Source organism: Bradyrhizobium sp. CSA112 (genome assembly GCF_029051645.1).
In the GTDB taxonomy this organism is placed as follows: Bacteria; Pseudomonadota; Alphaproteobacteria; order Rhizobiales; family Xanthobacteraceae; genus Bradyrhizobium.
Genome location: NZ_JAACFS010000126.1, coordinates 1 through 661 on the forward strand (window position 1 = coordinate 1; position 661 = coordinate 661).

Annotated in this window: 1 protein-coding gene; it reads right to left on the minus strand. The window is 56.3% G+C overall.

The features are described from left to right. A partial coding sequence (locus GWE18_RS41975; protein ID WP_275191314.1) for an AMP-binding protein occupies nt 1-661 on the minus strand: 661 nt, incomplete at both ends.

Here is a 661-nt window from a genome sequence, read left to right on the forward strand (position 1 = left end):
CCGATGTAAAGCTCACCCACCGCCCCCAACGGCACAGGCGCGCCATGACCGTCCAGCAGATACACCCGCGTGTTGGCAATCGGGCGGCCGATCGGGACGTTTTGATGAGACACACCGAGCCTCGCGTCAATAACAAAACTGGACGACCAGATCGTTGTTTCGGTCGGACCGTAAAGATTTCTTAGAGACCTCACCCCTCTACTGAGCCGCGACGACTGACTCGCAGGTAACGCCTCACCTCCACACAATACATTTAAGCCCGGTGTTCCTTGCCAGCCGGCATCCAACAGCAAACGCCACGTTGCTGGAGTGGCCTGCATCATAGAAATCTTGCGCTGATCTATAAGGTAATGCAACGCCGTAGCATCCGTAACATCCTTACGGCTGGCTAGGACGATTGTGGCTCCCGTGCACGATGGAAGAAATAGCTCCAGCCCTGCGATATCAAATGAGATGGACGTGATGGCTAGGAATACATCCTGCTCAGTGATCCTCAATATATCCGAAAGAGCATATATGAAATTCAACAGGTTCGCATGCTCGACCATGACGCCCTTTGGGGTTCCGGTTGAGCCTGAGGTGTAGATGATGTAGGCGAGATGGCGCGAGGTGAGGCCGAGGGCGCGCGGCTCGGGATCGCAGGCGGGCAGCTCGGCCCAGG